Genomic DNA, 23,075 nt, shown 5'->3' on the forward strand with positions numbered 1-23,075 from the left:
CCCGTTTTCAAAGGGTCTTTTCTTTAAAGTGAGGGGAAAAACCGTTGGAAAGGATTCGTTTTTTTCTGGAGCATGTTAACCATGTTCGTTTTGTTCGTTATCTTTTGTTTCTGTTTTTAGGGCTTTTTCTATTTGCGGTGTTATATGATCAAGCAAAACCGCATCAATATGAACTGCGCCTGTTCGATATTGCCACCGAAACGATTCGTTCGCCAATTACGATTGAAGATAAGGAGACGACAGAAAGGCTAAAAAAGGAAGCGGCAGATAAAGTAACGGATATTTATACATTAAAAAAAGAATATGCCGAAAATCGTGTTGATTTAATTTCGTCGCTATTTACAACCATTGTTGAAATTCAAAATGAAATCAAGGAAGAAAAAAAAGAGCCGACGAAAATGATGGATGCGCTAAAGGAACGTCTGCCGCAAGAATGGTTTTCTTATTTGTCCGCAGATGAATGGGAAAAGTTGCTTCATGCAGCTCCAGAAGACATCGAAACGGCAAAAGAAGCGGCGGTAACGGCTGTCCATTCCATTATGGCCGAGCGCATTACGCAATCAGAATTGGAGAAGGCAAGGGCAAAAGTACAAGATGAATTGAAGTATGTCATGCTTTCGCCTTCATTAAAAGAAATTGTTGTCAAGCTGACAAAACAAGCAATCATTCCAAACGTTATTTACGATCGAACCGCTACAGAAGAAAAGCGAAGACAGGCGATGGATGAAGTAAAGCCGGTAAAAATTTTGCAAGGACAAGTCATTGTCGAGGAAGGACAATTTATTACAAATGAAATTTATCATCAGCTGCAGCTTGTCGGCTTATTGCAAAATGATCGCTCTTTTCAGCCTCTTATCGGTCTTTTTCTTTTCGTGTTATTATTGCTATCGCCTGTTGTTTATTACTTTGGACGAGAGCAGGCGAACAAGAATTTGTTTGTATATACGGCCATTTTTACGATTATGCTTCTTGTGATGAAACTCGTTCGTCTCATTCCGGAAAGTGATGTGTTCTCCACTGGGTATCTTGTGCCGGTTGCTTTCGGCACCATGCTCGTCCGTATTTTCATCGGGGAACGAATCGCAATTATGACAAGTATTCTTTATGCCATATGCGGAAGCTTAATGTTTAACGAGGGAATGGGCGTAAATGGCACTATTCAAGTTTCGTTAGCGATTTATTTGGTGACAAGCGGGTTAGCAGGAAGTTTCTTTTTACATAAACAGCTTCGAAGAGCAAAAATTTGGCAGGCAGGAGTATTTGTCGCTTTCATTAATATGGTTGTTATGCTAGCATTAACCTTGCTTAAAAATGGCCATTATTCGTTAACAGAGATCGGCATGTTTCTGCTGATGGCGTTTGCTTCTGGCATTTTCTCAGCGATTTTAACTATTGGGCTTTTGCCGGTTTTTGAGGCGTGCTTCGGTATTTTGTCATCGATGAAATTAATTGAATTATCGAATCCAAATCATCCATTGCTTCGCAAAATTTTAACGGAAGCTCCTGGGACGTACCATCACAGCATCATGGTTGCTAATTTAGCGGAAGCGGCTTGTGAAGCGATTGGAGCAAACGGTTTATTAGCGCGTGTTGCTTGCTATTATCATGACATCGGGAAAACGAAACGGCCGCAGTATTTTATTGAAAACCAAATAGGCGGTAATCCACATGATCACTTATCGCCACAGTTAAGCAAAAATATTATTCTTGCCCACGTGTCTGATGGGGTGGCCATTTTAAAAAAACACCGCATGCCGAAAGAAATTGTTGACATTGCTGAACAACATCATGGTACAACATTATTAAAATATTTTTATCATAAAGCACTTGAGCAGACGGGCTATGTGTTAGAGGAAGAATTTCGCTATCCTGGCCCGAAGCCGCAAACGAAGGAAGCGGCGATTATTAGCATTGCGGATAGCGTGGAGGCAGCGGTACGATCGCTTTCTAATCCGTCTCAGGAGGAAATTGGAAAAATTGTCCGCAGTATTATTGCGGAGCGATTGCAAGATAATCAATTGAACGAGTGTGATATTACGTTAAAAGAACTTGAAATGGTTGCAAGATCGCTTTGTGAAACACTAAATGGCGTATTCCATTCACGGATTGAATATCCAGAAATTCGAAAGGAAAAGGTGAAACACGCATGATTCTCAACATCGATTTTATCGACGAAACGAACGAAGTTACAAAAGAGCAAATGAATATCATCGAACAGTTGTTAAACTACGCGGCAGAAATCGAACATGTCCCTAGCGGAGCGGAAGTGGGCATTTCGTTTGTAGATAACGAGCGGATTCGCATCATCAATCGCGACTATCGGGGAAAGGATCAGCCGACCGATGTTATTTCCTTCGCTCTCGAGGAAAAAGGCGAAGGAGAGGTGGAGATTGTCGATGCGGATATTCCCCCGCTGCTTGGCGATATTATTATTTCAATTCCAAAAGCAAAAGAACAGGCGAAGGAATATGGGCATTCGTTCATGCGCGAGCTTGGATTTTTGGCGGTGCACGGTTTTTTGCATTTGTTAGGATATGATCATAAAACAGAAGAAGAAGAAAAAATAATGTTTTCAAAACAAAAAGATATTCTAGAACGATATGGGTTAACGAGATAAAATATGAACTGGAAGGACGAAAAAAAGCGGTTTGCTTGCGCATGGGCAGGAGTGATGGCTGCGGTAAAGGAAGAAGTGCATATGCGCATCCATATTGCGCTGGCTGTTGTTGCGATTATTGCTGCAGCAATCTTTCACATTTCCAGGATGGAATGGCTTATTCTTTTGTTAACGATCGGAAGTGTCATTGCTTTGGAATTAATCAATACGGCAATTGAACGTGTAGTTGATTTAGTGACGGCCGACTTCCATCCTTTAGCAAAAGCAGCAAAAGATATCGCTGCAGGCGCCGTTTTGGTCGCTGCGATTGTTGCTGTTATTGTTGGAATCACCATCTTTCTGCCATATCTCGTATAATCAATGAGTGAGAAAATTCTAATTTTTCTGTTATATTTTCATCAAGAATGATGAAATTTACAAAGATTTTTTGTAAAATAAAAGTAAGGAAGCTTATTGCTTCCCAAGTTGTGAAAGGAAGAGAAACATTGAAAATAAACGAACTCATAGAAGAAGCAAAAAAAGCAAGAGGATACGCTTATGTTCCTTATTCAAAATTTAAAGTTGGCGCCGCTTTGTTAACAAAAGACGGCAAAGTGTATCGCGGCTGCAACATTGAAAATGCTGCTTATAGCATGTGTAATTGTGCGGAACGAACTGCGCTTTTTAAGGCGTATTCGGAAGGGGATAAAGAATTTGCTGCACTTGCTGTTATTGCTGATACGCCCCGTCCGGTACCGCCGTGTGGTGCATGTCGCCAGGTTATTTCTGAGCTATGTCCAAGTGATATGAAAATAATATTGGCAAATTTAAACGGGGATATCACCGAACTAACAGTGAAAGAACTACTACCAAATGCTTTTTCAGCGGAGGATTTGCATGAATAAGGAAGGATATAAATCAGGATTCGTTTCTATTGTTGGTAGACCGAACGTTGGAAAATCGACATTTTTAAATCGCGTCATCGGTCAAAAAATCGCTATTATGAGCGATAAGCCGCAAACGACGCGCAATAAAATTCAAGGTGTTTACACGACAGATGATGCACAAATTATTTTTATTGATACGCCAGGAATGCATAAACCAAAACATAAACTTGGCGATTTTATGATGAAAGTAGCGCTGAACGCGTTAAGAGAAGTGGACCTCATATTATTCATGATTAATGCAGAAGAAGGGTTTGGACGCGGCGACGCATTTATTATTGAACAGCTTAAAGCAGTAAATACTCCAGTGTTTTTAGTCATCAATAAAATTGACAAAGTTCATCCAGATGATTTATTGCCGCTAATCGATCAGTATAAAGACCTTTATCCATTTGCTGAGATTATTCCGATTTCTGCATTGCAAGGAAACAATATCGAAACATTAGTGGAACAAATCAAAAAATATTTGCCAGAAGGTCCGCAATATTATCCACCTGACCAAATAACAGATCATCCGGAACGGTTTATCATTGCCGAGTTGATTCGCGAGAAAGCGCTTCATTTAACGCGTGAAGAAGTTCCGCATTCCATTGCTGTCGTGGTAGAAACGATTGAGCGGCGCGAAGATAGCGATACAGTGTATGTCGGCGCGGTGATTATTGTAGAACGTGATTCGCAAAAAGGAATTATTATTGGAAAACAAGGACGAATGTTAAAAGAGATCGGGCAGCGAGCACGTATGGATATTGAAGCGCTTCTTGGGTCAAAAGTATTTTTAGAACTATGGGTAAAAGTACAAAAAGATTGGCGCAATCGGTTAGCACAGCTGCGTGATTTCGGATTCCGGGAAGAAGAGTATTAATTAGAAAATTTTATGCAACATAAACGTTTCCTAGCGTGGTCAACCTATAATTAGACGGGAAAACAAGCAATGCTGCGGGCGGAAAGAGGTGTGGTTCCATGCTTGAATTTACTTGGAAGTTATTTAGTCAAACCGGCAACATCGACACCTATCTTCTTTTTAAAGAGCTAGAAAAAGAACAGCAACCTAGTGGCGATGAGCAAGAAACGGAACTAAAGGAAGTCGATCAACCTATTTTTTGATTTGTGTTTTAGGGTCGGTGGTGATACGATTGTTTGAAAAATGTGAAGCAATTGTCATTCGCGCAATCGATTATGGCGAAACAAATAAAATTGTCACATTCTTCACGAGAGAATGGGGAAAGGTGGCTACGATGGCACGCGGAGCAAAAAAGCCAAGTAGCCGCCTTTCTGCCGTTACACAACCGTTTACGCATGGCTATTACTTAATTCAAAGAAGCCGCGGTGTCGGTGTTTTACATCAAGGAGATATTATCGATTCGATGCGAACGATCCGCGAAGACATTTTCACTGCAGCATATGCCTCTTATATTGTGGAGATGACAGATAAAGTAACAGAAGAACAGCAGCGCAATCCGTATTTGTTCGAGCTGCTTTTGCAGACATTACAATATATGAATGAAGGGCTCGATTTAGAGATTCTTGCTTGTATTTATGAAATGAAAATGTTATCTGTAATGGGGATTCCTCCTAAATTAGACCATTGCGCTGTATGCGGCCGGACAGAAGGAAAGTTTTCTTTTTCCATAAAAGAAGCTGGATTTCTTTGCCACCGCTGCGAGAAAACCGACCCGTACCGAATTCCGCTTTCCGCAGCTTCTGTAAGGCTATTGCGCTTATTTTACTATATAGATTTATCAAGGCTTGGTACAATTTCTGTAAAAGAGGAAACAAAAAAAGAGCTTCGCGCCGTTCTTTCGTCCTATTATGATGAATATTCGGGATTGTCGTTAAAAACAAAGCGATTTTTAATGCAAATAGATGAACTAAAAAAGATTGGCTATCCTTATCAAAATCAAACGGAAAATGGAAGCGGCGGATGAAAAAGCGGTCATTAGTTGTCTTTATAAAAGGTGTGAGTAAAATGTTTGTGGGAAAAATTCTTAGAAGTTCCCCGATGAGGGGGTTGGGAACGTAGGTTCGCAATCCCCCCTCATCGGGGCCACCAAGCGAAGCGCGGTAGGATCCCAAGCAGGAAACATGAAAAAAGGACTCTCTCCCTGGTAAGATGTTCATTGACCACACTACAAACAGGAGGAGAGAGTCCTATGAATATTCAACAACATCTTACCACAAATTCGTTGACATGGAAAGAGATCGAACTTGCTTTGTTTCGAGCCTTGCAAAACGCCTTCGCCGAGCTGTTTACGGCTCTGTTGGAGGACATCGACCGGCAATTGGCAGAGAATCGAGATAAGCGCCGATACCACTTGAAAGACAAACGACGCACCACGATTCAAACCCTGTTTGGCGAAGTCACCTTTGAGCGAAACTACTATTTAGACCGAGAACAAAACCGTTACACATTTTTGCTGGATTCCTTTCTCGCGTTTGATGGATCGCAGTCAATCAGCCCTTGTCTAGAAGAAACAGCGGTGGGATTGGCGGTGGAGTGCTCTTCCTATCGCAAAGCGGCTCGTACGCTTGCCCAGATGGTCGGGTATCCGGTGATGAGCCATGAGGCGATCCGCCAGTTGGTGCTCGAGGCCGAAGTTCCGCTGCACTGCCCGGTGGACCAGCGATATGGACGGGTGCTGTTGGTGGAGGCCGATGGACTGTTTGTTTCCCGCCAAGGGAAGGGAAAACGGGCCAAGGAAGACAAAATCCTGACCGTTCACGAAGGATGGAAGCGCAACGGCTCCCGGATCGAATTCGTGAATCAGCGCCATTACGTCCATGAGGGCAAGGGGGAGGTGTGGGAAGGCTTCGAGGAATTTTTGATAAATGAATATGCCTATGATCCTTGCCGGGATCTTCTTGTCATCAACGGGGACGGCGCTCCATGGATTACCGCGTGCCGGGAGTATTTCAAGGGACGGGTCTGCTTTCAATTGGATCGATTCCACGTGGCGCGTGAATTGCGCCAATGCCTCTCGGGCCATCCACGGTGGCAGGCGATTCGGCAAAAGCTGGTGAAGCAGGATGAAGAGGGGTTGCTTGTGGAACTGAACAGCGCCCTCGGTACGCTGGGGGACGAAGCGAAAGAACAACAGCTGGCTGCCTTGATCCACCGGATCGAATCGATGCCGGGATGCATCCGTGATTACCGGGAATGGCTGAAGGAGCAAGGAGTGGACACAACGGGCATGTATCCGATGGGGAGGGCTGAAAGCGTGATGAGCCAGTTGGCGTATCGGGTGAAATACCGCCGCAGTTGGACAGACAAGGGACTCAGGGCGTTTTTCAAGGCAATGATTGCCCGGATGGATGGGATTCGTCTTTTCGGACGTCGTTTCGGAGAAGAATCGTCGCATCCGGCGGAGGAAACGGCATCCACTAAACAGACGGTCGTGAACAAGGCGAAACAACGCGTCCGCCGTCTTCTTCCGGAGGTAACGCGGAATAACGTGCCATATTTACAGCAATCGTCCGGGACACCGATCTATCATGCCCTGTCTGAACTCAAAGGATGGTAAAAAAGGTATACATATCGATCTGTCATGGCAAGGGATGAGAGTTCGAAAGCGCTTACGGATAAAATTCAAAAAAATGGTTCGCCAATCTATGACTTACACCTGTTTTCAGCGAACCAAAAAAGTTCCCACAAAATCTTGACTGACTCTTATAAAAGACAAAGTTTCCTTCTTTAAAACAGAGTGTAGTATAATAAAATAATAAATGGATGAGAAGATAATATGATCCAGCTTTTCATAAGGTGGTGAGCAGCGATCGAACTGAATAAACGCCAAGAACAAATTTTGCAAATTGTCAAGGATCATGGTCCGATTACAGGTGAAAGTATCGCTGAAAAGTTGAATTTAACAAGAGCGACATTACGCCCGGATTTAGCGATATTAACAATGGCTGGTTATTTAGAAGCACGACCTCGAGTAGGGTATTTTTATACAGGAAAAACCGGATCTCAACTGCTTGCCGATAAAATAAAAAAGATAAAAGTAGGTGACTATCAATCTATCCCGGTCGTTGTTAATGAAAATGTCAGTGTATATGATGCGATTGTCACCATGTTTCTTGAAGATGTCGGCACATTATTTGTCATCGATGATGAATCGCTTTTAGTTGGTGTTTTATCGAGAAAAGATTTATTGCGTGCAAGTATTGGCAAACAGGAGTTAACAACGATTCCTGTCAATATTATTATGACGAGAATGCCGAATATAGCGGTTTGTTATAAAGACGACCCGCTTATTGAAGTAGCGGAACAATTAATTGAAAAACAGATTGATGCGATGCCGGTAGTGCGAAAAACAGAAAAAGGATATGAAGTCATTGGGAGAATAACGAAAACAAATATGACAAAAGCGTTCGTTGCGCTAGCGAAAGACGATTTGTTATAGGACAAAAAGGAGGAGGAAGATGAATCAGCGCCTTGTTTATGTTGTTTCCGATTCAGGAGGGGAAACGGCGGAACTCGTAGTGAGAGCAGCGGCAAGCCAGTTTTATAATTCTCACATTCAATTAAAGCGCGTGCCGTATGTGGAAGATAAGACGATGCTAGCGGAAGTGGTTGCATTAGCAAAAATGAATCAAGCAATTATTGCGTTTACACTAGTTGTTCCGGAAATGCGCCAGTTTCTTATTGAGGAAGCTGCACGCGAAGGAGTAGTGGCGTACGATATTATTGGACCGCTTATTGAAAAAATGAGCGATTTATTTAAGTTGACGCCACGATATGAGCCGGGACAAGTGCGTGTGCTTGATGAGGATTATTTCAAGAAGATTGAAGCGATTGAATTTGCCGTGAAATATGATGATGGACGTGATCCACGGGGAATTTTGCGTGCTGACATTGTGTTAATCGGTGTATCGCGCACCTCTAAAACACCGTTATCCCAATATTTAGCGCATAAGCGATTGAAGGTGGCAAACGTGCCGATCGTACCAGAAGTCGAGCCGCCAGAACAACTTTTTAAAGTACCTCCCGAAAAATGTTTCGGATTAAAAATCAGCCCGGAAAAACTGCTTTCGATTCGCCGTGAGCGCCTAAAATCGCTCGGATTGAACGACCAGGCTATTTATGCGAACATGGATCGCATTAAAGAAGAACTTGCTTATTTTGATGGGATAGTGAAAAAAATTGGCTGTGATGTTATCGATGTAACCAATAAAGCAGTCGAAGAGACAGCAAACATTATTATGAAAAAAAGAAGATTATAGCACATTCACGATAATGTGAACTGTGCTTTTACTTTTTTATAGCATATTTTCGCCATTTGTATTATAATAAAAAATTGCGAGAAAAATGAACAATGCAGGTTTAGAGTGCATAAAGAACGAGTAAACTATTTATAGCCAACTTGTCAATAGGAAAGAAGAAATCTTTTTCGACAAAATTCGTTTATTATATAGGAGAAAAAGAAGGATTTTCGAGAACGGTGTAGAATAATAGGAGGTGTGAATCTGATTGCTCGATTGACTTTGATCCGAAGCGGAGCTGGCAATATGATGACAGCAATCAGATCTGGACATTGAGACCGACCGTTTTTGTGGACGCGGATGCTTGCCCAATAAAAAGTGAAATTTTCTCGCTTGCTTGTAAATATAATATACCAAGTGTGTTTATTTCTTCGTACAATCATTTTTCTCCCTTCCAGAAAATGAAATGGGTATATGTCGATACAGAAAAAGAAGCGGTGGATTTATATATTTTGAATCATGCCACAAGAGGAGATGTAGTTGTTACTCAAGACATCGGGTTGGCAAGCATGCTTGTTAACCGTGGTGTACATGTGATTTCTCCGCGTGGAAATGTGTACGAAGAAGGAGAGATGGATAGCGCTCTTTATCATCGTTATCTTCAAGCAAAACAGCGAAGGCAAGGTGTATACCCAAAGGGAATGAAGCGGTTTTCTGATCGCGATCGTCGCCTTTTTCTGCAAAATTTCGAAAAAATTTTGTCGAAACTCGAAGGAAAATAGACATAGGTCGAGAATAATAAGATACGGAGTTGTTTATATGGGATACCGTATTCCCGAGGAAACGATTGAAGCGATTCGTCGTGCTGTTGATATTGTCGATGTAATTAGCGATTATGTCCAATTGAAAAAACAAGGACGTAACTATTTTGGATTATGCCCATTTCATGGGGAAAAGACGCCATCGTTTTCGGTTTCCCCAGAAAAGCAAATTTTTCATTGTTTCGGCTGTGGGGCCGGTGGAAATGTATTTTCGTTTCTAATGGATATTGAAGGAATTTCCTTTATTGAAGCAGTAAAACGATTAGCGATAAAGGCAAACGTCGATTTAGCGGATTTAGAGCTGGACGACGCGAATAAACAAAGCCGTGCTGATACGGGCGAAACAAAAATAATGGTAGAAGCGCATGAGCTTCTGAAAAAATTTTACCATCATTTGCTTGTAAATACAAAGGAAGGACAGGAAGCTTTTGATTATTTACAGGCGCGTGGATGGACAAGGGAAATTATTGATCAATTTGAAATCGGCTATGCCCCTGATTCATGGGATTTTGCCGTCAAACTTTTATCAGGGCGCGGTTTTTCGCTCGAGCTGATGGAAAAAGCCGGGTTAATTATTCGAAAAGAAAACGGCGGTGGCTATTTTGACCGTTTTCGTCATCGAATTATGTTTCCGATTCATAATCATCATGGAGATGCTGTTGGTTTTTCGGGCAGACTTCTTGGAGAAGGTCAGCCGAAATATTTGAACAGTCCGGAAACACCCATTTTCCATAAAGGAAAAATTTTATACAATTTTCATCAAGCGCGTTTACATATCCGAAAACATCAAGAAGCCATTTTATTAGAGGGATTTGCTGATGTCGTTTCCGCTGTGCAAGCAGGCATTGCCCATTCAGTAGCAACGATGGGAACAGCGTTAACGGAAGAGCACGCGCGTATTCTTCGACGCAATGTCGATACCGTTATTATTTGCTATGACGGTGATGCTTCAGGAATAGAAGCGACATTCCGCGCAGCGGAGCTGTTAGCAGATGCAGGCTGTCATGTGAAAATTGCAACAATTCCCGACGGTCTTGACCCAGATGAATATATAAAGAAATATGGTTCAGATCGATTTCGCCGTGATATTATTGATGCCAGCAGTTCGCTGATGGCGTTTAAAATGATGTATTTTCGCAAGGGAAAAAACTTGCAAAATGAAAATGATAAAATTCGCTACATTGAAGAAGTACTTCAAGAAATTAGCAAATTATCGAATCCCATCGAGTGGGATTACTATTTACGGCAGTTGGCTGACGAGTTTTCCCTTTCGTTATCTGCTTTGCAAGAGCAGTTGAATCGTCATCGAAATAATAAAATACATTCTAACAATGCGCAAAGCAAAGAGGCGCCGAGACCGCCGCTACAAAAGAAGCTTCTTCCTGCCTTTCAAAATGCTGAACGAATGTTGCTTGCCCATATGCTTCGCAGTCGTGATGTGGCTATGATTGTTCAGCAGACGATTGCAGGGGCATTCAATATCGAAGAACATCGGGCGATTGCTGCTTATATTTACGCATTTTACGAAGAAGGGAATGAGCCTGATGTCAGTTTGTTGCTTTCGCGTCTTCCTGATGATTTGAAACCTCTTGTGACAGAACTGTCGCTATTGTTGATCACTGATGAAATTTCCAATCAGGAACTGAACGATTATATGCGGCATGTGTTGAATTACCCAAAATGGTTAAAGCTAAAGGAAAAAGAACAAGAAAAAATTGAAGCAGAGCGAAAAAAAGACTTTTTAACTGCTGCGCGCATTGCAAAAGAGATCATCGAAATGAAAAAGATGTTATCATCTTCGTAATATTATGTTATAAGTTAAAGGAGGTAGTGAAATGGCTGAAAAACCAGCTCGTTCAAAACAAGCCGATGCAGACGTAACATTTGAACAAGCGAAAGAACAGCTGACAGAGCTTGGTAAAAAACGCGGTATTTTAACATATGAAGAAATTGCTGAACGTTTATCCGGTTTTGATCTTGATTCTGACCAAATGGACGAATTTTACGAATACTTAGCTGATCAAGGGATCGAAGTCATTAGTGAATCTGATTTAGACGCTGATCCTGATATCGATGATTTATCAAAAGAAGAAGAATTTGATTTAAATGATTTATCGGTTCCTCCTGGCGTAAAAATTAACGATCCTGTGCGCATGTACTTAAAGGAAATCGGGCGCGTTCCACTACTGTCTGCTGAAGAAGAAATTGAACTAGCGAAACGAATCGAACAAGGCGACGAAGAAGCAAAACGCCGCTTAACAGAAGCAAACCTTCGTCTTGTTGTTAGCATTGCTAAACGTTACGTCGGTCGCGGCATGCTATTTCTTGACTTAATTCAAGAAGGAAATATGGGGCTTATTAAAGCAGTCGAAAAGTTTGATTATCGTAAAGGATATAAATTTAGCACTTATGCAACATGGTGGATCCGTCAAGCAATTACGCGTGCGATTGCTGATCAAGCACGGACCATTCGTATACCAGTGCATATGGTGGAAACCATTAATAAGCTTATTCGCGTGCAACGGCAATTACTTCAAGATCTTGGACGTGAACCAACTCCAGAAGAAATCGCTGAAGAGATGGATTTAACTCCAGAAAAAGTGCGCGAAATTTTAAAAATCGCCCAAGAACCAGTTTCTCTTGAAACGCCAATTGGCGAAGAAGATGATTCACATTTAGGTGATTTCATTGAAGACCAGGAAGCGACATCGCCATCCGAGCATGCGGCCTACGAGCTGTTAAAGGAACAGCTAGAAGATGTATTAGATACACTTACAGACCGCGAAGAAAACGTGCTTCGTTTGCGTTTTGGGCTAGACGACGGTCGTACGCGGACGCTCGAAGAGGTCGGAAAAGTATTTGGTGTTACCCGCGAACGCATTCGTCAAATTGAAGCAAAAGCGCTTCGCAAGTTGCGTCATCCAAGCCGCAGCAAACGGTTAAAAGACTTTTTAGAGTAACCACTTTCTAAATAGTTTACTTCTTGTACTATTTGAGAAGTAAACTATTTTTCCTTTCCTTTTCGAGAGGCCGATTAATTATGAACAAACAAAGGCGCGAAATTATTGTACGGGAAATTGAATATTGGAAACGTTCTCGCCTCCTTCCAGAGCAATATTGCGATTATTTGCTGGCATTATATACGGAGGGCGAGTATAAAAAATGCCCAAGCGACATCCTCCGAACTCGTCAACGGGGGATGATCCGTTTCCTTTTAGTGGCATTCATTTGTCTATTGTTGCCAGCAAATGCTCTTGTCATTTATTTTACTGAATTGTCATTCGTTTTGCAAATGCCCCTTTTATTTCTTTTTTTCTTTATATGCGTCATAGCTGCATGGATGTGGAAGGGACAAGGAAATATTGTTCATATCCCGCTTATTAGTGGTGCGTTCATTTTTCTTATTGCATCGATCGAAGTTGGCGAATATTATTTTCCGAAACAAAAAGCGGTTATTGCATCGATTGTTTTCGTAAATTGTTTATTATGGATCTTCGTAGGAAAGCGGTTCCGTTTTCTTTATTTGTTTATATCCGGTGTAATCGGAATAGGAGTTTTAATTGTTTTTCTTTTATTTTAACTTTTTGGCAATTTTGTCGTAGAATGAGATTAGGGGCTTTTCCTTTGCGGTAATTTACAGTAAAATAAAATTGTTTGTAGCGGTTACATTTGCTGAACAATGGTTATACATAAGGGAGGTAAAAAAATGAATCGAAATCCGTTAATCCCATTTTTCATCATTATGCTGATTGGGATCGGACTTACTCTTGGGCTTTCATTTAAGGGGCTCGGCGATGCAAAGGAACTTGCAAAAGAGAAAAAAGGCGGCGAGAAAACAGAGCAAACGGCTGCGGCAAATCCAGAAGAACTTTATCAACAAACATGCAGCGGCTGTCATGGACAAAATTATGAAGGCGGTGCTGGTCCGGCATTAAAAGGTGTGGGCCAACGGCTTTCAGTAGACGAAATTAAAAACGTGATCCAAAATGGCCGCGGCGGCATGCCTGGAGGCCTCGTTCCGCCGGACAAAGCGGATGAAATGGCAAAATGGCTTTCTAAGCTGAAATAAACAAAAAATCCCTTTGCCTTAGGTGAAGGGATTTTTTGTTTATGATACAATATACAGAAGAGTGAAAGGGATGTGAATAGAAAAGGTGAATGAATTTCGTCTGTCCAAACGTCTTGAAACAGTTGCCTCTTTCATTCCAAAAGGTGCAAAGCTAGCTGATATCGGTTCAGACCATGCATATTTGCCGTGTTATGCATATTTGCATGGATATATTACAAAAGCGGTAGCGGGCGAAGTAGCAGATGGTCCGCTTCGCTCCGCCAAACAACAAGTCGAAAGGACAGGACTTAAAGACGTCATTTCTGTGCGAAAAGGCGATGGATTGGAAGTGATTAAACCTGGCGAAGTGGACTGTATTACGATTGCCGGTATGGGAGGCACATTGATTGATAACATTTTAGAGGCTGGAAAAGACAAGCTTCTCGGCGTAAAGAGGCTGATTTTGCAGCCGAATGTCGGCGCGCATATTGTGCGCAAATGGCTGCTGGACCATGACTGGGAACTGATTGCGGAGCGCATATTGGAAGAAGAGGGGAAAATTTATGAAGTTCTTGTTGCTGAAAAAGGCGATGGAAAAAGGCCATATGAAAATATAGAGACGGAATTATTGTTAGGCCCGTTTTTATTGAAAGAAAAAAATGATGTGTTTTTAAAAAAATGGCGTCATGAACTTGCTCACTGGAAACAGATTTACCGCCAATTAAATGAAAAGGCAGAAACAGAGTCTGCCATCGCAAAAAAACGAGAACTAGAGAAAAAAATGAAGATGGTTGAGGAGGCATTGCGGTGAACAAAATTCCAAGCGGTCATGAAATCATTCAATTATTTGAGCAATTTGCACCAAAACATTTAGCGATGGAAGGCGACAGAATCGGTTTGCAAATTGGAACGTTAAATAAACCAGTCAAAAAGGTAATGATTGCCTTGGATGTTTTAGAAGAAGTAATCGATGAGGCTGTAGCGGAAGAGGTAGATCTTATTATCGCGCACCATCCACCGCTTTACCGTCCGCTAAAGCAGATCATTACTGATCAAGCGCAAGGACGTATCATTGAAAAATGTATGAAACATCATATTGCCATTTATGCTGCTCATACGAATTTAGATATCGCCAATGGAGGGGTAAATGACTGGTTAGCGGAGGCGTTGGGGCTGGAGCATGTAGATGTATTGATTCCGACGTATGAAGAGCCGCTGAAAAAACTAGTCGTTTATGTTCCGGAGACACATGCCGACCTTGTTCGTGAGGCGATCGGTAACGCGGGGGCAGGCCATATCGGCAACTACAGCCATTGTACGTTCAACGGCCGCGGTATCGGTACTTTTTTACCGCTAGAAGGGGCGAATCCGTTTATCGGGAAATCCGGGACACTGGAGCAAGTGGAAGAGGTGCGTATTGAAACGATTGTCCCGGCTTCCTTGCAAAACAAGGTTATTTCTGCGATGTTAAAAGCACATCCGTACGAAGAAGTGGCGTATGACATATATCCGCTTGAAAATAAAGGAAAAGTATTCGGATTAGGAAGAATTGGCCGCTTGCCGGAAGCGATGACACTTGGGGAGTTTGCAGAGCATGTGAAAAAAGCGTTGGACGTTCCGGCGGTGCGCGTTGTTGGCCATTTGCAAGATACGGTTCAAAAAGTCGCAGTGGTTGGCGGTGATGGAAATAAATATATCTCACAAGCAAAATTAGCCGGCGCTGATGTTTATGTGACGGGGGATGTATATTATCATGTTGCGCACGATGCAATGATGCTTGGGCTAAATATCGTGGATCCGGGACATAATGTGGAGAAAGTAATGAAACAAGGGGTCGCCCGCTTTTTAGAAAATGCGTTTGCTAAACATCAGTTTGCAACGACCGTCTGCATTTCGAAAGTGCATACCGATCCATTTACGTTCGTATAAACATATAGCCGATATTCGCTAAACGAATATCGGCTATTGTTTTATTCTTTTTTTGCTTTTACTTTCGGTAAAATTTTTTGCAGCGGTACTTTCCGCTCGCGTTTCCATGTATTAGGATCATTTGGATCAAACTGCTCTAAAAAATCGATTACTTCTTTTGTAATTGGGGTTGGTGTTGAAGCTCCTGCTGTAACGGCTACTTTTTTTGCGTCTTTAATCCAATTAATATCAATTTCTGTTACATCGGCAACGCGGTACGCTTTCGTGCCAGCAATTTCTTCCGATACTTGCGCAAGGCGATTGGAGTTGTTGCTTCTTGGATCGCCAACGACGATTGTGACATCGGCGTCTTTTGCCTGTTCCGCCACTGCTTCTTGGCGGAGCTGGGTTGCCATGCAAATTTCTTTATGCATTTCGACATGTGGATATTTTTCTTTTACTTTTGCCATAATATCGGCAACATCCCATTGGCTCATCGTTGTTTGGTTTGTCACCATGATGCGGTCGTTTTCAATCGTTAGACGTTCCACATCTTCCATCGTTTCGACAAGATGGATGCGCGTCGGATCAATGCCGACCGCTCCTTCTGGTTCGGGATGGCCCTTTTTGCCAATATAAATAATTTCATATCCGTCCGCCAGCTTTTCTTTAATTAAGTTGTGGGTTTTTGTCACGTCTGGACATGTCGCATCGATCGTGACAAGCCCTTTTTCGCGGGCGCGCCTTTTCACTTCGGGCGATACGCCGTGCGCAGTAAAGATCACTGTCCCTTTGTCAATTTTTTCTAGAATCTCTAATCGGTTTTCTCCATCGAGCGTAATAATTCCTTCCTCGGCAAATGCGTCGGTAACATGTTTATTGTGAACGATCATTCCGAGAATATAAATCGGTCTTGGCAACGTAGGATCTAATGCTACATTTCTTGCGATTACCATCGCATCAACAACCCCGTAGCAGTAACCGCGAGGGGTAATTTTAATCACTTCCATATTGGTTCCTCCTAAACTCCGACATACGGAGAGACTATCTCTTTCTTTTACATTATATCGGAGAAAGAGGAAGAACACAAAGTATAACACATTTTAAACATATAGTTTTGGCGTAGATGGCTTTGGTGTTTTTGTAGATTGGGATGATTTATTTTCGGATGTTTTCACTTTCGGTACAGTGCGTTTTTTGGATGAAGATGATGTTTTTTTCTTATTTTCCGGAATGTTTTTTTCTGTTTTGTTCTCTTCTTGCTCGGTTGTTTTTAATTCTCTAAATATTTTTATCATAGCTGGAAGGTTTTTTATCAGCGGTCCGTATTGCTGCACCATTGGCATGACGTTTGTGGCGACGCCTAACATTTTTTGGATGTTTGTCAACATGCCGATAAAGCCCCCGCCTGTGTTTGCGCCAGCGCCCGTAGTGGCAGCGGCGTGACGAATCGCAGGTGTTATCCACGGAGATGGAGAAGCGATCGGCCGTCCCCTTGAAAATAATTGCGATAAGAAACCGCCAAAGCCCGGGCGGGGACCGGGTGTTCTCATCATAGGAAAGGAAGGCGGCATTCCTGAAAAGGAGCGTGGCATCGGGGAAAAAGGAAATATCGGTGGCCGGTTGTAAATCATCACATTTTCCTCCTTTCTAGGCTGAAGTAAGAGAATATCTCTTTCATAAAGTATGCGAAAAAATGGGAAATGTTTTTCGTTTACGGTCTAAGTTGCAGCCTTGTGCAAAAATCAGATATAATGATGAATCGAGTTATTCGGATTTGGTCGTTAAATTGAAGCAGAAGGGAGTAGTGGCGAATGAAGGAAACGTTATTTGAGAGATTTTCATTTCAGCCATTTATTATTGAAGCGATTAAGGCGCTTCGTTTTTATAAACCAACAGAAATTCAGGAGCGCATCATTCCGAGCATTCTTCGCGGCGAAAGTGTGATTGGTCAGTCACAAACAGGAACAGGAAAGACTCACGCCTATTTATTGCCGATCATTGAAAAAATTGACCCGGATCACGAGGCGGTACAAGCGGTTATTACCGCACCGACGCGGGAGCTTGCAACGCAAATTTACCATGAAATTTTAAAAATTATAAAATTTTGTCCGAGTGATAGACAAATTACGGCACGTTGCTTTATTGGAGGAACAGATAAGCAAAAAGCGATCGAAAAATTGAAAACACAGCCCCATATCGTAGTTGGGACTCCAGGAAGAATTAACGACCTCATTCGCGAACAAGCACTGAATGTTTGGACAGCAACTACACTTGTCGTTGACGAAGCAGACTTAATGTTAGATATGGGATTTATTGTCGATGTCGATCAAATTGCAGCACGCATGCCAAAAGAACTGCAAATGCTCGTCTTTTCTGCGACAATCCCGGAAAAGTTAAAACCATTTTTGAAAAAATATATGGAAAATCCAAAATATGTTCATGTTGCACCAAAGCAAGTCACAGCGGAAAAAATTGAGCACGTTCTTGTGCCGCTTCGCAGCCGTGATAAAGCGAAGCTGCTGCACGAAATGTTAGTTGCGTATAATCCGTATTTAGCAATTGTATTTACCAATACAAAAAAAATGGCGGATGAAGTGGCAGATAGACTGATCGAAAAAGGGATGAAAGTCGGGATTTTACACGGTGATCTAACTCCGCGCGAACGTAAAAAAATGATGAGGCAAATTCGCGATTTGGAGTTTCAATATATTGTTGCTACCGATCTAGCTGCCCGCGGCATTGATATTGAAGGAGTAAGCCATGTCATTAACTACGAACTGCCAAAAGATTTACAGTTTTACATTCATCGTGTCGGCCGCACTGCGCGCGCTGGTTACACAGGAATTGCGACGACGATTTATGAACCATCGGATCAAGATGCAATAACCAAATTAGAAAAAATGGGAATTGAGTTTCTTCATCGCGATCTTATCCGTGGAGAATGGGTAGATTTGCCGCCTTGGAATCGGCGAAGCAAGCGGGCCAAGCAAGATGGGGAAATAGAGCAGCTTCTTGCGAAAATGAAAAAATCGAAACAAATCAAGCCAGGTTATAAGAAAAAGTTGCTTGCCGAAATAGAAAAACAAAAAAAGCGGTTGCGGCGTTTAAAGAAACAATAACATGTTAAACAGGAAAGGGAGAAGAGAAATGTTAAAAATTGGATCACACGTGTCAATGAGCGGAAAAAAGATGCTGCTTGCAGCAAGTGAGGAAGCTGTTTCCTACGGAGCAAATACGTTCATGATCTACACGGGGGCTCCGCAAAATACACGGCGTAAAAAAATTGAGGAGCTGAATATTGAAGCAGGGCTTGCCCATATGAAAGAGCATGGCATTGAAGAAATTGTTGTACACGCTCCATATATCATTAATATCGGCAACACAAAAAATCCGGACACGTTTGCTCTCGGTGTAGAATTTTTGCGATCTGAAATCGAACGGACCGAGGCGATTGGCGCAAAACAAATTGTTCTTCATCCTGGAGCGCATGTCGGGGCAGGCCCGGAAGCAGGAATCCGCAAAATTATTGAGGGGTTAAATGAAGTATTAACGCGTGAACAAACGGTGCAAATCGCATTAGAAACAATGGCGGGAAAAGGTTCGGAATGCGGCCGCAGCTTTGAGGAACTCGCCCAAATTATTGATGGTGTCACCCATAACGAAAAATTGTCGGTTTGCTTTGATACGTGCCATACGCATGATGCCGGTTATAACATCGTCGATGATTTTGATGGGGTATTGGAAGAATTCGATCGAATTATCGGGTTAGACCGGCTTAAAGTGCTCCATATTAACGATAGCAAAAATCCGCGCGGAAGCCGGAAAGACCGCCACGAAAACATCGGTTTTGGACATATCGGTTTTGCCGCATTAAACTATATCGTTCATCATCCACAGCTTGCCGACATTCCGAAAATTTTAGAAACACCGTATGTCGGAGAGGATAAAAACAATAAAAAACCGCCATATAAGCACGAAATTGCCATGTTGCGCGCGCAAGTATTCGATGAAGAGTTGTTGACAAAAATTATGAATGATGAATAAAAAGGGCAAAAGTCAGATGCCCTTTTTATTGATAAATTTTAAAAATAGTTCATTTGCTTTTTTAGCGGTTTGCGGTGATGTAATTTTGGCAAGTTCTTTCACCCATTTTTTTCGTTCTTGTGGATCAAACACATTAATTTTATTCGTTCGGGCGATATGGAGAATTTTTTTCGCTTGTTCCACCGTTAATGGAATGTCGTAATCATGACTATATGAAACAAGCTCCTCGGGGGTGATCGTTTTTATTTTTTGCTGAATCAGCTGTTGATAAAGGTTCATTTTCGACTCCTCCTCTTCCATAGGCATCATATGAAATGAAGAGCCAAAACGTGTATTGTAATGAAATAAAAACAAAAAAGAAGGGTGTTTTTTGGCACAGAAACAACATAAAAAGGAGGCTCTCAGCCATATTTTTTCTTTATTTTTTTGGGAGCTTCCCTTGCGGCATTTTCGATCGAGCAGCTTTTAATCCCAAACCGAATTATTGATGGTCGGGTTATCGGGAGTTCGCTTATTTTAGATTATTTAATTCCAGATTAAATCGGCGATTCATTAACATTTACAAATGCCGTTCGATCGGTTATACTACGTTCGTAGTTAAATCGTAATTATTCTGAATTAGCAGGGGAGAACAGAATGAAAACAGAATATGTGTTGAAAATCGAACATGTCTCATTTCGGTACGAAAGAGAGAACGTGTTGGAAGATATCAATTTGGCCGTGCCTAAAGGTGCGTTTTTAGGGATCGTTGGTCCGAATGGATCAGGGAAATCGACGCTTTTAAAATGCGTATTAGGCGTATTAAAACCGCAGCAAGGCAATATTTATTTGTTTGGGACGCCAATCGAGTCGTTTAAAGATTGGCACCGCATCGGCTTTGTATCACAAAAGGCAAACAGCTTTAATACCGGATTCCCTGCCACTGTGTACGAAGTTGTCGCAAGCGGATTAACGGCTAAACGCGGAATGTTTCGCTTTTTTACAAAAAAAGATAGACAGGCGGTATTGGAGGCAATTGAAGCGGTTGGGATGAGCGATTTTTCCCGCCAAAACATCGGAGAATTATCCGGCGGGCAACAGCAGCGTGTATTTATTGCCCGGGCGATTGTCAGCAAACCTGAATTGCTTATTTTAGATGAGCCGACTGTTGGTGTTGATATTCATCACGTACAAAGTTTTTACAACATGCTTGATGTGCTAAACCGGCGCCTTGGCATTACGCTTGTACTCGTCACGCATGATATTGGAACCATTACCAAAAAAGTGACGCATGTTGCATGTCTAAATAAACATTTATATTTTCATGGGAAAGCCGAAGAATTTGAGAAGCTCGAGGAGCAGGCATTGTCGCAATTTTACGGGCATTCACTTCATGTGCTTTCTCATCAACATTGATGGAGGAATGGCACGATGATTGAAGCAATATGGCAATACGAATTTTTACGCAACGCGTTTATAGCTGGAATATTAATCGGCTTGGCTGCTCCGCTCCTCGGTGTATTTATTGTTGTCCGTCGTCTGTCGTTAATTGCCGATGCGCTCAGCCATGTGACGCTTGCCGGTATTGCGGCAAGTTTGCTGTTGGGCAAAAGCTTTGCTTATTTTACAAACTGGAATCCGCTTTATGTGGGAATGGGGTTTTCCGTTTTAGGTTCACTGTTTATTGAAAAATTGCGAGCAATATATAAACATTATCAAGAATTAGCGATTCCGATCATTCTTTCTGGTGGAATTGGTCTTAGTGTAATTTTTATTTCACTTGCCGATGGATTTAATACGGATTTATTTTCCTATTTGTTTGGCAGTGTAAGTGCAGTGAGCCGTCAAGACGTATGGACGGTATTTATCATTGCTTGTGTTGTCATTGGCATTATTTTATTGTTATATAAAGAATTATTTCTCCTTTCATTTGATGAAGAGTATGCGGCGATCTCTGGCATTCGTGCGAAGCTTATTCATTTTATATTTATCGTTTTAGTAGCGCTCGTGATTGCTGCATCAATGCGGATTGTCGGCGTATTGCTTATTTCTTCGTTAATGACGCTTCCTGTGGCGGCGAGCATTCGGATTGCAAAAGGATTTAAGCAGGCGATTGGTTATTCGATTTTGTTTGGTGAATTATCTGTTATTGCTGGTTTGCTGCTGTCATATCAGCTTGATTTGGCGCCTGGTGGAACGATCGTTATGCTTGCTGTTTTCATTTTGCTTATCGTAATCATGTGGAAAAATTGGAAAAGGGGATGAGGAGCGATGAATGTTGAGGAAGCAATTCGCTTAATGAAAAAAAAGGGATTTAAACACACTGGCAAGCGGGAAGATATGCTGCAGCTATTTGCTAACACCGATAAATATTTAACTGCCAAAGATGTATTAGAAGCATTACGGGACGATTATCCGGGATTAAGTTTTGATACGATTTATCGCAATTTATCGCTATTTGTAGGACTTGGTATTTTGGAAATGACCGAGTTATCAGGAGAAAAACACTTCCGTTTTACATGCAGCGCACCTCATCATCACCATCATTTTATTTGTATAGAATGTGGAAAAACAAAAGAAATTTCGGTTTGCCCAATGGACGATTTAACAGGGCAATTGCATGGATATGAAATATCCGATCATAAATTTGAAATATATGGGAAGTGCCCGGAATGCCAAAGGGATATCTCAACATAAAAGGAGATATCCCTTTGGTCATTTATAGAAGCCGTTCAATATGTTGCTTTGCTTCCAACCAGTCTTTGACGCGAATCACTTGCTTAGGAAGGGGGCCTTGATTATACGGCGTATCAAATAAAATGACGGGAATATTGCATTCTTCGGCAATATCGCAGGCATTGTCGTATTTGTCTTCGAAAAAGGCGGAAATATGATATGTTTTTACCGCTTCAATTTTGTCGTGTGAACCAATTAATTCAATATGATGATAATGAATGCCGTTTATTTGAAACCATCGTTCAGTCAGATCATATAAATGTCTGCCTCGGGCGCTTATATAAAATAATTCATATTTGTTTTTCCAGCTATTGATGACTTCAAGCGCATGTTCCGCCAGCGGAGCACATTCGTAAATCATTGCCTCGTATTTTTCCATCCATCGATCCATTTCTTCTTCCGTTGTATCATACAGTGGAGCTAAATTATATTGGGTAATGTCATTCAGTGTTAAATTTTTCTGAAAAGATTGGTTCAAATATGGAATAAAAGTACTCGGACAAGTAACCGTCCCATCAATATCAATACCAAGCCGCTTTTTCATATTTATTTTTGCACTCCTTTAATCCAAACATCCATGTATATTGTAGCACCATTAGGACAAGTATGCATTATTTTGTGTTCATGATCCGTTGTACAGAAGTAAAGCCCACAGTAATTGTCAGAAAAGATATGGATGGCGATTTGGGACAAATCCAATGCTTCCTATTCGCTTTTTGCCATAGAAAATATTCACATTTATAATTTCGCATAACCGTCTCATACTAATTAATGCTCCTTAATTAAGGAAAGCGAGG

At 41.7% G+C, this 23,075-nt stretch carries 27 protein-coding genes; 23 read left to right on the forward strand and 4 right to left on the reverse strand.

Features of this window, described 5'->3' with window-relative positions; genetic code table 11:
* Nucleotides 1-44: 44 nt before the first annotated feature.
* The 17 genes from NXM86_RS04635 to NXM86_RS04715 all read left to right on the forward strand — a co-directional run bounded on the left by NXM86_RS04635 (nt 45) and on the right by NXM86_RS04715 (nt 15,537).
* Nucleotides 45-2,150: an HD family phosphohydrolase gene (locus NXM86_RS04635; RefSeq protein WP_015864535.1), complete on the forward strand. Its 2,106-nt coding sequence runs from the start codon at nt 45-47 to the stop codon at nt 2,148-2,150.
* Nucleotides 2,147-2,617: an rRNA maturation RNase YbeY gene (gene ybeY, locus NXM86_RS04640; RefSeq protein WP_015864534.1), complete on the forward strand. Its 471-nt coding sequence runs from the start codon at nt 2,147-2,149 to the stop codon at nt 2,615-2,617. Before NXM86_RS04635 ends, ybeY begins: the two co-directional genes overlap by 4 nt.
* Before the next feature lie 3 nt (nt 2,618-2,620).
* Nucleotides 2,621-2,974 (forward strand): diacylglycerol kinase family protein, encoded by a 354-nt coding sequence (locus NXM86_RS04645; protein ID WP_015864533.1) that lies wholly within the window; start codon nt 2,621-2,623, stop codon nt 2,972-2,974.
* A 128-nt stretch (nt 2,975-3,102) separates the two neighbouring features.
* Nucleotides 3,103-3,501: a cytidine deaminase gene (locus NXM86_RS04650; RefSeq protein WP_041269712.1), complete on the forward strand. Its 399-nt coding sequence runs from the start codon at nt 3,103-3,105 to the stop codon at nt 3,499-3,501.
* Nucleotides 3,494-4,402 (forward strand): GTPase Era, encoded by a 909-nt coding sequence (era, locus tag NXM86_RS04655; protein ID WP_015864531.1) that lies wholly within the window; start codon nt 3,494-3,496, stop codon nt 4,400-4,402. Before NXM86_RS04650 ends, era begins: the two co-directional genes overlap by 8 nt.
* Before the next feature lie 98 nt (nt 4,403-4,500).
* A complete protein-coding gene (locus NXM86_RS04660) occupies nt 4,501-4,644 on the forward strand; it encodes a YqzL family protein (protein ID WP_015864530.1) in 144 nt (47 codons plus the stop codon).
* A gap of 29 nt (nt 4,645-4,673) precedes the next feature.
* Nucleotides 4,674-5,465, forward strand: coding sequence for a DNA repair protein RecO (gene recO, locus NXM86_RS04665; RefSeq protein ID WP_015864529.1), 792 nt, complete (start codon nt 4,674-4,676; stop codon nt 5,463-5,465).
* Nucleotides 5,466-5,690: 225 nt separating this feature from the next.
* Complete coding sequence (locus NXM86_RS04670; RefSeq protein ID WP_190305579.1) at nt 5,691-7,058, forward strand: ISLre2 family transposase; 1,368 nt, start codon at nt 5,691-5,693, stop codon at nt 7,056-7,058.
* A 282-nt stretch (nt 7,059-7,340) separates the two neighbouring features.
* A complete protein-coding gene (ccpN, locus tag NXM86_RS04675) occupies nt 7,341-7,940 on the forward strand; it encodes a transcriptional regulator CcpN (protein ID WP_081188091.1) in 600 nt (199 codons plus the stop codon).
* A gap of 19 nt (nt 7,941-7,959) precedes the next feature.
* Nucleotides 7,960-8,760: a pyruvate, water dikinase regulatory protein gene (locus NXM86_RS04680; protein ID WP_015864527.1), complete on the forward strand. Its 801-nt coding sequence runs from the start codon at nt 7,960-7,962 to the stop codon at nt 8,758-8,760.
* A gap of 311 nt (nt 8,761-9,071) precedes the next feature.
* The gene (locus NXM86_RS04685; RefSeq protein ID WP_081188093.1) at nt 9,072-9,521 is read left to right on the forward strand and encodes a YaiI/YqxD family protein; all 450 of its coding nucleotides are present in this window, start codon (nt 9,072-9,074) and stop codon (nt 9,519-9,521) included.
* A gap of 37 nt (nt 9,522-9,558) precedes the next feature.
* Nucleotides 9,559-11,364, forward strand: a complete 1,806-nt coding sequence (gene dnaG / locus NXM86_RS04690; RefSeq protein WP_081188095.1) for a DNA primase — start codon at nt 9,559-9,561, stop codon at nt 11,362-11,364.
* Nucleotides 11,365-11,395: 31 nt separating this feature from the next.
* The gene (gene rpoD, locus NXM86_RS04695) at nt 11,396-12,520 is read left to right on the forward strand and encodes an RNA polymerase sigma factor RpoD (RefSeq protein WP_015864524.1); all 1,125 of its coding nucleotides are present in this window, start codon (nt 11,396-11,398) and stop codon (nt 12,518-12,520) included.
* Nucleotides 12,521-12,600: 80 nt separating this feature from the next.
* Nucleotides 12,601-13,140, forward strand: a complete 540-nt coding sequence (locus NXM86_RS04700) for a hypothetical protein (protein WP_015864523.1) — start codon at nt 12,601-12,603, stop codon at nt 13,138-13,140.
* Between the two features lie 126 nt (nt 13,141-13,266).
* Nucleotides 13,267-13,629, forward strand: a complete 363-nt coding sequence (gene cccA, locus NXM86_RS04705) for a cytochrome c550 (protein ID WP_062752942.1) — start codon at nt 13,267-13,269, stop codon at nt 13,627-13,629.
* A gap of 85 nt (nt 13,630-13,714) precedes the next feature.
* Nucleotides 13,715-14,419 (forward strand): tRNA (adenine(22)-N(1))-methyltransferase, encoded by a 705-nt coding sequence (locus tag NXM86_RS04710; RefSeq protein ID WP_498958685.1) that lies wholly within the window; start codon nt 13,715-13,717, stop codon nt 14,417-14,419.
* A complete protein-coding gene (locus NXM86_RS04715; protein ID WP_309218389.1) occupies nt 14,416-15,537 on the forward strand; it encodes a Nif3-like dinuclear metal center hexameric protein in 1,122 nt (373 codons plus the stop codon). Before NXM86_RS04710 ends, NXM86_RS04715 begins: the two co-directional genes overlap by 4 nt.
* 41 nt (nt 15,538-15,578) lie before the next feature.
* Here the strand turns inward: NXM86_RS04715 and NXM86_RS04720 are convergent, their stop codons facing one another.
* Together NXM86_RS04720 and vrrA are read right to left on the reverse strand one after the other, a co-directional pair.
* The gene (locus NXM86_RS04720; RefSeq protein ID WP_015864519.1) at nt 15,579-16,526 is read right to left on the reverse strand and encodes a 4-hydroxy-3-methylbut-2-enyl diphosphate reductase; all 948 of its coding nucleotides are present in this window, start codon (nt 16,524-16,526) and stop codon (nt 15,579-15,581) included.
* 93 nt (nt 16,527-16,619) lie between these two features.
* The gene (gene vrrA / locus NXM86_RS04725; RefSeq protein ID WP_498958686.1) at nt 16,620-17,150 is read right to left on the reverse strand and encodes a VrrA/YqfQ family protein; all 531 of its coding nucleotides are present in this window, start codon (nt 17,148-17,150) and stop codon (nt 16,620-16,622) included.
* A 180-nt stretch (nt 17,151-17,330) separates the two neighbouring features.
* On the opposite strand from vrrA, the gene NXM86_RS04730 reads away from it, so the two are divergent.
* Both NXM86_RS04730 and NXM86_RS04735 read left to right on the forward strand, forming a co-directional pair.
* Nucleotides 17,331-18,638 carry a DEAD/DEAH box helicase gene (locus NXM86_RS04730; RefSeq protein ID WP_062678756.1) on the forward strand — a complete coding sequence of 436 codons (1,308 nt, stop codon included), beginning with the start codon at nt 17,331-17,333 and terminating at the stop codon, nt 18,636-18,638.
* A gap of 28 nt (nt 18,639-18,666) precedes the next feature.
* Entirely contained in the window at nt 18,667-19,563 is an 897-nt protein-coding gene (locus NXM86_RS04735; RefSeq protein ID WP_015864516.1) for a deoxyribonuclease IV, read from the forward strand.
* 12 nt (nt 19,564-19,575) lie between these two features.
* Here the strand turns inward: NXM86_RS04735 and NXM86_RS04740 are convergent, their stop codons facing one another.
* Complete coding sequence (locus tag NXM86_RS04740; protein ID WP_015864515.1) at nt 19,576-19,842, reverse strand: DUF2624 domain-containing protein; 267 nt, start codon at nt 19,840-19,842, stop codon at nt 19,576-19,578.
* Nucleotides 19,843-19,989: 147 nt separating this feature from the next.
* On the opposite strand from NXM86_RS04740, the gene NXM86_RS04745 reads away from it, so the two are divergent.
* From NXM86_RS04745 to zur, 4 genes are all read left to right on the forward strand, one after another.
* Nucleotides 19,990-20,103: a hypothetical protein gene (locus NXM86_RS04745; protein ID WP_375216655.1), complete on the forward strand. Its 114-nt coding sequence runs from the start codon at nt 19,990-19,992 to the stop codon at nt 20,101-20,103.
* Nucleotides 20,104-20,199: 96 nt separating this feature from the next.
* Nucleotides 20,200-20,958, forward strand: coding sequence for a metal ABC transporter ATP-binding protein (locus NXM86_RS04750; protein ID WP_062752932.1), 759 nt, complete (start codon nt 20,200-20,202; stop codon nt 20,956-20,958).
* A gap of 15 nt (nt 20,959-20,973) precedes the next feature.
* Nucleotides 20,974-21,807 carry a metal ABC transporter permease gene (locus NXM86_RS04755; protein ID WP_015864513.1) on the forward strand — a complete coding sequence of 278 codons (834 nt, stop codon included), beginning with the start codon at nt 20,974-20,976 and terminating at the stop codon, nt 21,805-21,807.
* Nucleotides 21,808-21,813: 6 nt separating this feature from the next.
* Nucleotides 21,814-22,239: a zinc uptake transcriptional repressor Zur gene (zur, locus tag NXM86_RS04760; protein WP_062752930.1), complete on the forward strand. Its 426-nt coding sequence runs from the start codon at nt 21,814-21,816 to the stop codon at nt 22,237-22,239.
* A gap of 22 nt (nt 22,240-22,261) precedes the next feature.
* On the opposite strand, the gene NXM86_RS04765 is transcribed toward zur, so the two are convergent.
* The gene (locus NXM86_RS04765; protein WP_015864511.1) at nt 22,262-22,822 is read right to left on the reverse strand and encodes a nucleotidase; all 561 of its coding nucleotides are present in this window, start codon (nt 22,820-22,822) and stop codon (nt 22,262-22,264) included.
* Nucleotides 22,823-23,075: the final 253 nt, after the last annotated feature.

Source organism: Geobacillus sp. CX412 (assembly GCF_027942335.1).
Classification (GTDB): Bacteria; Bacillota; Bacilli; order Bacillales; family Anoxybacillaceae; genus Parageobacillus_B; species Parageobacillus_B toebii.

Excerpts from the sequence above, each read along its gene's own strand:
- ybeY (WP_015864534.1), top strand. The coding sequence starts at position 2,147 with ATGATTCTCAACATCGATTTTATCGACGAAACGAACGAAGTTACAAAA.
- NXM86_RS04645 (WP_015864533.1), top strand. The coding sequence starts at position 2,621 with ATGAACTGGAAGGACGAAAAAAAGCGGTTTGCTTGCGCATGGGCAGGA.
- era (WP_015864531.1), top strand. The coding sequence starts at position 3,494 with ATGAATAAGGAAGGATATAAATCAGGATTCGTTTCTATTGTTGGTAGA.
- NXM86_RS04660 (WP_015864530.1), top strand. The coding sequence starts at position 4,501 with ATGCTTGAATTTACTTGGAAGTTATTTAGTCAAACCGGCAACATCGAC.
- NXM86_RS04670 (WP_190305579.1), top strand. The coding sequence starts at position 5,691 with ATGAATATTCAACAACATCTTACCACAAATTCGTTGACATGGAAAGAG.
- NXM86_RS04680 (WP_015864527.1), top strand. The coding sequence starts at position 7,960 with ATGAATCAGCGCCTTGTTTATGTTGTTTCCGATTCAGGAGGGGAAACG.
- dnaG (WP_081188095.1), top strand. The coding sequence starts at position 9,559 with ATGGGATACCGTATTCCCGAGGAAACGATTGAAGCGATTCGTCGTGCT.
- rpoD (WP_015864524.1), top strand. The coding sequence starts at position 11,396 with ATGGCTGAAAAACCAGCTCGTTCAAAACAAGCCGATGCAGACGTAACA.
- NXM86_RS04700 (WP_015864523.1), top strand. The coding sequence starts at position 12,601 with ATGAACAAACAAAGGCGCGAAATTATTGTACGGGAAATTGAATATTGG.
- cccA (WP_062752942.1), top strand. The coding sequence starts at position 13,267 with ATGAATCGAAATCCGTTAATCCCATTTTTCATCATTATGCTGATTGGG.
- NXM86_RS04720 (WP_015864519.1), bottom strand. The coding sequence starts at position 16,526 with ATGGAAGTGATTAAAATTACCCCTCGCGGTTACTGCTACGGGGTTGTT.
- vrrA (WP_498958686.1), bottom strand. The coding sequence starts at position 17,150 with ATGATTTACAACCGGCCACCGATATTTCCTTTTTCCCCGATGCCACGC.
- NXM86_RS04730 (WP_062678756.1), top strand. The coding sequence starts at position 17,331 with ATGAAGGAAACGTTATTTGAGAGATTTTCATTTCAGCCATTTATTATT.
- NXM86_RS04735 (WP_015864516.1), top strand. The coding sequence starts at position 18,667 with ATGTTAAAAATTGGATCACACGTGTCAATGAGCGGAAAAAAGATGCTG.
- NXM86_RS04740 (WP_015864515.1), bottom strand. The coding sequence starts at position 19,842 with ATGAACCTTTATCAACAGCTGATTCAGCAAAAAATAAAAACGATCACC.
- NXM86_RS04750 (WP_062752932.1), top strand. The coding sequence starts at position 20,200 with ATGAAAACAGAATATGTGTTGAAAATCGAACATGTCTCATTTCGGTAC.
- NXM86_RS04755 (WP_015864513.1), top strand. The coding sequence starts at position 20,974 with ATGATTGAAGCAATATGGCAATACGAATTTTTACGCAACGCGTTTATA.
- zur (WP_062752930.1), top strand. The coding sequence starts at position 21,814 with ATGAATGTTGAGGAAGCAATTCGCTTAATGAAAAAAAAGGGATTTAAA.
- NXM86_RS04765 (WP_015864511.1), bottom strand. The coding sequence starts at position 22,822 with ATGAAAAAGCGGCTTGGTATTGATATTGATGGGACGGTTACTTGTCCG.